Source organism: Brevibacillus sp. SKDU10, from assembly GCF_001645205.1.
Classification (GTDB): domain Bacteria; phylum Bacillota; class Bacilli; order Brevibacillales; family Brevibacillaceae; genus Brevibacillus_B; species Brevibacillus_B halotolerans.
Map to the genome: position 1 here is coordinate 75877 of NZ_LSSO01000147.1, position 6089 is coordinate 81965.

The following is a 6089-nucleotide window of genomic DNA, read 5'->3' on the forward strand; positions in this document are numbered from 1 at the left end:
ATGCCAGAACTACCAGAGGTAGAAACCGTTGTTCGCACGCTGAGAACACTAGTGCTGAACAAGAAGATTGAACGGGTAAGCGTATTTTTGCCGCGGATTATTCGCCGTCCTGCCGATGTGGAACAATTTAAATCCATTTTAGTTGGACAAACCATTCATGCTGTTGAACGGCGAGCAAAATTTATTAAATTTATCCTCGATCAGGATGTATTAATTTCACATTTGCGTATGGAAGGAAGATATGGAGTTTATCAATCCTCTGAAGAGATAGAAAAGCATACGCATGTGATTTTTCATTTCACGGATGGAACGGAGCTTCGCTATCGGGATGTGCGTCAATTTGGAACGATGGACGTTATTCCATTAGGTAAGGAACAAGAGGTAGAGCCACTTAAAAAGCTGGGGCCAGAGCCTTTAGACGAAGCTTTTACACCTGCCTTGCTCTCCAGCATGTTAAAGCGTAAAACCACTAAAATCAAACCATTGCTATTAAATCAGGAATTTATGGTGGGCTTGGGGAATATCTATGTGGACGAGGCTCTCTTCCGAGCAAATATACATCCAGAACGGGTAGCTAATACATTGACGAATCAGCAAATAGAGATTTTGCATACAAGTATTGTACAGACCCTACAAGAAGCGATTGATGCTGGAGGAAGCTCTATTAAATCCTATGTAAATGGACAAGGTGAAATGGGGATGTTCCAACAAGTATTAAAGGTGTACGGGAGAAAAGGAGAACTGTGTCCAAGTTGCTCCACAGAGATTGTGAAAATGGTTGTAGGAGGACGCGGAACGCACTTTTGCCCATCCTGTCAAAAATAGACCGCTAATCGGGAAGGAGGAGATAGCGTGATTTTGGGTCTAACAGGAGGAATTGCGAGCGGGAAAAGTACTGTTGCAGCCATGCTGCGTGAACGGGGAGTCACCGTTATCGACGCGGATCTTATTGCCCGAGAAGTGGTAGAGGTGGGCAAGCCAGCCTACAAAGGGATTGTCAAATACTTTGGTACGAGTGTTTTGGATGAGACAGGTGTCTTAAATCGTGCAGTGCTAGGGGAAATTATCTTTAGTGATAGAGAAAAACGAATGGTTTTAAATGAAATCGTTCATCCAGAAGTACGCAAGGAAATGCGTCTGCAAGCTACTCTGGCACAGGAACGCGGGGAGCGGCTTGTCTTTATGGACATACCATTATTGTATGAAAGCAAGCTTACCTATATGGTAGACAGAGTTGTGGTTGTTTACGTACCAGAATCCGTACAGTTTATACGGTTAATGGAGCGGGATGAATTTGATGAGGAGCAGGCGAAAAAGCGTTTGCGAGCCCAAATGAATATTGAAGAAAAGCGTAAATTAGCTAATTATGTAATCGATAACCAAGGTAGCCGCTCAGACACTCAGAAGCAGGTGGATGATTTGGTAACTAGCTTGCTTGCGGAGATAATCCCATGAAAACGCTACGCTCAGCTATTCTCTTGTTTTCCGTTTTGATGATCATCTATCTGCTGCTAAACTCCTCCTTTGTTTGGAAACTAATGTACCCGATCAAATATGAGGAACAAATTCGGTTAGTGAGTAAGAAATACGAAGTAAATCCATACCTTGTGCTTGCTGTCATTCGGTCCGAATCTAAATTTAAGCCGGATTTGGTTTCGAAAAAAGGAGCAGTCGGTTTAATGCAATTAATGCCAAACACAGCAGAATGGATACAGTCTCAGGGGAAGCTAGAGATGCTGTATCCTGCTGATTTGGAACATCCTGCAACTAACATTAATTTAGGTACCTGGTATCTAGCTTATTTGTTACAAATGTTTAAAGGGAATGAAGTACTTGCATTGGCTGCTTATAATGCAGGACAAGGTAATGTGAAAAATTGGTTGCATAATAAGCAATGGGAAGGGACTCGTGAAACGATCTCCGATATCCCGTTTGGGGAGACCCGTCATTATGTCCAACGTGTTTTATATTATGAAGATCGTTATAAAGAGGTATACGAGAATAGCTTTCCTAATCTTGCTCCCTGATGGTAATCTGTCAGGGAGCTGTTTTGTGATTGGATTGAACAGCAGGAGAAGGGTGTTATACATGGACTTCTATAGATGGATTCAACAAGAAATTCCGCTTTTGATGATCAATACCTTAAGCGGATAAAGGCTTTTTTACTCGTATGGATGAGTATTACAGTAAACACGCAGTCTTTCACGAACTGCTATATGCCATAGAGATGCAAGCTGAGGATAAGATAAAGCAAGAGCTCATGACACTAGAAAAGCTTTTTAGGAATCAGTAAGGCTATAAAATTGTTCTAGCAGACGTTTCATACCAATTCGGATTTGCTGTTCATTCATATAGGAGTAGCTCAATCGTAACCACCGTTGCATAGCTTGTTCTGGATCACAGATTGAGCCAGGGACAAAGGAAACGGATTTGTCGATGCTTTTTGCGAGAAGAGTATTTGTATGGACGTGTTCAGGAAGCTCAAGCCATAAATTAAGACCTCCTGTTGGTGTAGTCCATCTCCAGCCGCTTCCCTTTAATTCACTTTCCATGATTTCTTTTCTGATTTCCAAGGCAATACGTAGTTTTGCGAGATGCTTTTGAAAACGTGGAGATAGGAAGTAATGTGAAAAAATTTTCTGATTTAGTAAGGGTGTCCCATTATCAATAAATGATTTCGCAATTAACAGATTACTCATGAGGGACTGTCGACTGGCTAAAGCAGCAATACGTAGACCTGGTGCTACATATTTACTGAAACTACGAATATACAAAACTACCCCCTCAGTGTCGTAGGTAAACAGGGGTTGCGGGGGCTCTTGATCAAAATAGATATCGTGAAACGCATCATCCTCGACAAGCATGCAGTGATACTGTTCGGCAAGCTCTACAAGGCGCTTGCGTTGTCTTGCAGGAACAGTATAGCCTGTAGGATTATGAAAGGTTGGATTTACATAAAAGAGTCGAGGCTTCGCTTGCCTCATTACTTTCTCTACTTGCTCTAAATCAAAGCCATTGGGATGGATATCCACCGAGATAATCTGAGCTCCCTGCTGACGAAAAAAATCAATGGCCGCGCTATAAGTAGGGCATTCCATCATAACGACGTCTCTTGGTTTAAGAAATACTTTAGCCACTAGAGCCAAGGCCTGCTGTGCGCCAGAGGTAATCATGAGTTCATCGGAGGATAGGTGGAAGCGATGCTGTAGAGAAAAGTACGCAGCAAGTGTTGCACGTAATTCCTCATCTCCTTGAACAGGTGCATAGGTTCCTAATACCTTTGGATACAAATCAAACACTTTTTTTACATGCATAGAAAAATAGTAGTTAGGCAGCAGGTTAGGATCAATCAATGCTTGAGAAAATTGATAAGTAACGGGAATACTATGAACCTCGGCCAAATGATTCTTTTGAATGGAGATAGAAAAATGAGTTCGAGTATGATGTTCTAAGGACTGCTTCTGTATAGACTGCGGTGGTAGAGCGGATGCTGGATGAACATAATACCCCGATTTATCTTTTACATAGATAAGCTGATCCTTTTTTAACAATTGGTATGCCTTAAAAACAGTAAGACGATGCACCTGTAACTCGTTCGCAAGCTGTCGAATAGAGGGAAGTCTGTCATGTTCGGCCCATTCCCTGCGTTTGATACGGTCGACAACATAATCATATACCTGTTCAAAGAGCCGACCTGAACGATCCGTTTTTTCAAAGCTTTCTTCTAATGAGAAATGAGATTGATCTTTACTGCTTTCTGTATCTCTCTCCATAACATTTCCCCCTACTTGCAGTTTCCTTCCTGCCTGTATTTCGAAGCATCTGTTCTATTTTTTAAAATCTGTTCTGTTCTTCTCCCTTTATGATGAGGAAAAGGAGGCAGAGAGGCAATGATTATTTTCAATTATGTGAGTATGTGTATCATTTATGGGACGACATTTCTGGCTATAAAGGTTGGAATGGACGCAGGTGCGCCTCCCTTTTTTTCAGCAGGAATTCGCTTTTTTCTAGCTGGTCTCATTTTGCTGACCTGGCTAACTTGTAGAGGTAAGGTGAGCTGGTCATTATTGCTGCGTAAGGAGATGATGCTGACTGGTCTTGGATTAACCTTTGGCACATTTTCAACGCTATATTGGGCGGAGCAATTTGTTACATCCGGTATTGCGGCGATTTTATCTGCAACCGGCCCCATTATGATTTTATTGATCCAAACCTATTTGTTACACACCAAGGCTTCTAGAAAAGCTCTATGGGGCTGCTTTATTGGTTTGGTAGGTGTCATTTTTCTGGTATCACCGAATATTTCCTTTGAAATAAACCTATTATGGATCAGCAGTTGTTTGCTCATCATGTTAGGTCAATTATTTTATGCTTCAGGTGCGATATATTCTAAAATTGTTATTCAACGTTTTACGGATACTTCTCCTATAGCCTTGAATGCGGCACAAATGATGCACGGAGGAGCTATGCTATTCGTTTTATCGCTTATAACTGAATGGAGTACAATCAACTTTCGTACGATTCTGACGACAGAGGGGATCGGTTCCATACTGTATTTGACTGTAGCTGGTTCGATGATGGGCAGTACTTTTTTTTACTGGCTGGTTGCTAAAACGAATCCTGTTTTTCCGGCAACATGGTTGTATATATCGCCTTTGCTGGCATTGGGCTTAGGGACTTATTTATACGGAGAAGAAGTTACTTATGTAACGCTTCTGGGGGTGATCACCATTATAGTGGGAATTATTTTGGTGAACGTAGATACATTACGACAATTGATTCGTAATCCAAAAGAAAAGCTATTGACGTAAAAAAGCATCCTGATAGGAAAAAAAGGGCAAACCGCTAAACATGAGTCAGCGTGTTTGCCCTTCTCTTATTCCTCAAACAGTAGATTAATAGGCTCACCAGGCAATTCAGGCGAGGTCTCTAGGTGCGTTACAGGTGTTTTTACATCTACTTCCTCAAAACGAAGACTATCCACCCAAATCTGACCACCGCCCTGTAGGAATGCGCCAAATGCAATCGCTTCACTATGAGCAGGGACATCCAATACGATTCGATACATATTCCATTCCGTTGTCCCTTGAATAGGACGATTACTCATATTATCAAACTGTAATATCTCTTCCTCACTTCCATCCACTCTCATCCAAAAGCCTGCCGAGCCTGTCACAGACTTTGTTTGAATAAATCCTGTTAATTGCATGCGCTTACCTAGGTATTTGTGTGCCTGAAACATTTGCATCATCGTGCCAAATCCTTCTGGATGAGGTTGTTTCGAACGAAGATAGCCTGAACATGTACCGTGGTGAATGCTATTATAATCCACCCCCATCTCATAGGCTCCAGGATTGGTACCTTGTAGCATCCAACCTGTGGGTTTTAGATCGGTAGAGATTGAATTCATAGAAAGCTCCTCCTGTTTGAATAAAAGTGTTTGCATATAGCGGCGATAGATGGCAGGTGGCATAAGGTATTCCTTTTTGAAGGCGCGAGTAAACGATTCCTGTGATTCAAAGCCTAGTGTAACTGCAATATCTAAAATGCCTAGAGTAGAGGAACAAAGCAGAGAGACTGCTTTTGCCAAACGGCGTTTTTTTATGTACTCGTAGGGGGGAAATCCTACGTGTTTAAGAAATAAAGCATGAAAATGAGCGACTGAATAGCCAGCTTGTCGAGCCAAATCGGAAACAGTGATTTCATCAAATAATTGTTCCTCGATACAGTGAAGAGATTGAATGATTGCCAGTTCTTGTTCATTCATCTGGAAAGCTTCTCCCCTCCAAGTTTTCGGTTTGATATGTAAAGCTTACCAAAACATAGCAGCGGTCTTTTGATCAAATCTCTGGATATTGCTTTGCTTGATCACGCGCATCATTTTTTTTGGAATATCTAATTATTACTGCTTGGGCAGATCATGTAGCAAACTGCCCAAATTTGCTGTTTTTAAGTAAAACACATTGTCAAATATGACATACTTAATATATTATTAATAGTGATTAGAGTAACTTATTTCAGGGAGGGTCAACATAAAATGACAATTAAAATCGGGATAAATGGGTTTGGACGTATTGGGCGCATGGTTT

At 41.4% G+C, this 6089-nt stretch carries 6 protein-coding genes; 4 read left to right on the plus strand and 2 right to left on the minus strand.

The window, feature by feature from the left end:
• The 3 genes from mutM to AYJ08_RS10670 are packed head-to-tail and all read left to right on the plus strand — an operon-like array spanning position 1 to position 2027.
• Positions 1-825 (plus strand): DNA-formamidopyrimidine glycosylase, encoded by an 825-nt coding sequence (mutM, locus tag AYJ08_RS10660; protein ID WP_064017702.1) that lies wholly within the window; start codon positions 1-3, stop codon positions 823-825.
• A 27-nt stretch (positions 826-852) separates the two neighbouring features.
• The gene (gene coaE, locus AYJ08_RS10665; RefSeq protein WP_064017703.1) at positions 853-1455 is read left to right on the plus strand and encodes a dephospho-CoA kinase; all 603 of its coding nucleotides are present in this window, start codon (positions 853-855) and stop codon (positions 1453-1455) included.
• Positions 1452-2027: a lytic transglycosylase domain-containing protein gene (locus AYJ08_RS10670; RefSeq protein WP_064017704.1), complete on the plus strand. Its 576-nt coding sequence runs from the start codon at positions 1452-1454 to the stop codon at positions 2025-2027. The genes coaE and AYJ08_RS10670 overlap by 4 nt, the downstream gene beginning before the upstream one ends.
• A gap of 252 nt (positions 2028-2279) precedes the next feature.
• Here the strand turns inward: AYJ08_RS10670 and AYJ08_RS10675 are convergent, their stop codons facing one another.
• Positions 2280-3773 carry an aminotransferase-like domain-containing protein gene (locus AYJ08_RS10675; protein ID WP_064017705.1) on the minus strand — a complete coding sequence of 498 codons (1494 nt, stop codon included), beginning with the start codon at positions 3771-3773 and terminating at the stop codon, positions 2280-2282.
• Positions 3774-3890: 117 nt separating this feature from the next.
• Here AYJ08_RS10675 and AYJ08_RS10680 point away from each other — a divergent pair, with 117 nt between their 5' ends.
• The gene (locus AYJ08_RS10680) at positions 3891-4811 is read left to right on the plus strand and encodes a DMT family transporter (protein WP_064017706.1); all 921 of its coding nucleotides are present in this window, start codon (positions 3891-3893) and stop codon (positions 4809-4811) included.
• Positions 4812-4876: 65 nt separating this feature from the next.
• Here AYJ08_RS10680 and AYJ08_RS10685 read toward each other — a convergent pair whose 3' ends face one another.
• Positions 4877-5767 (minus strand): helix-turn-helix domain-containing protein, encoded by an 891-nt coding sequence (locus AYJ08_RS10685; RefSeq protein WP_064017707.1) that lies wholly within the window; start codon positions 5765-5767, stop codon positions 4877-4879.
• Positions 5768-6089 lie beyond the last annotated feature (322 nt).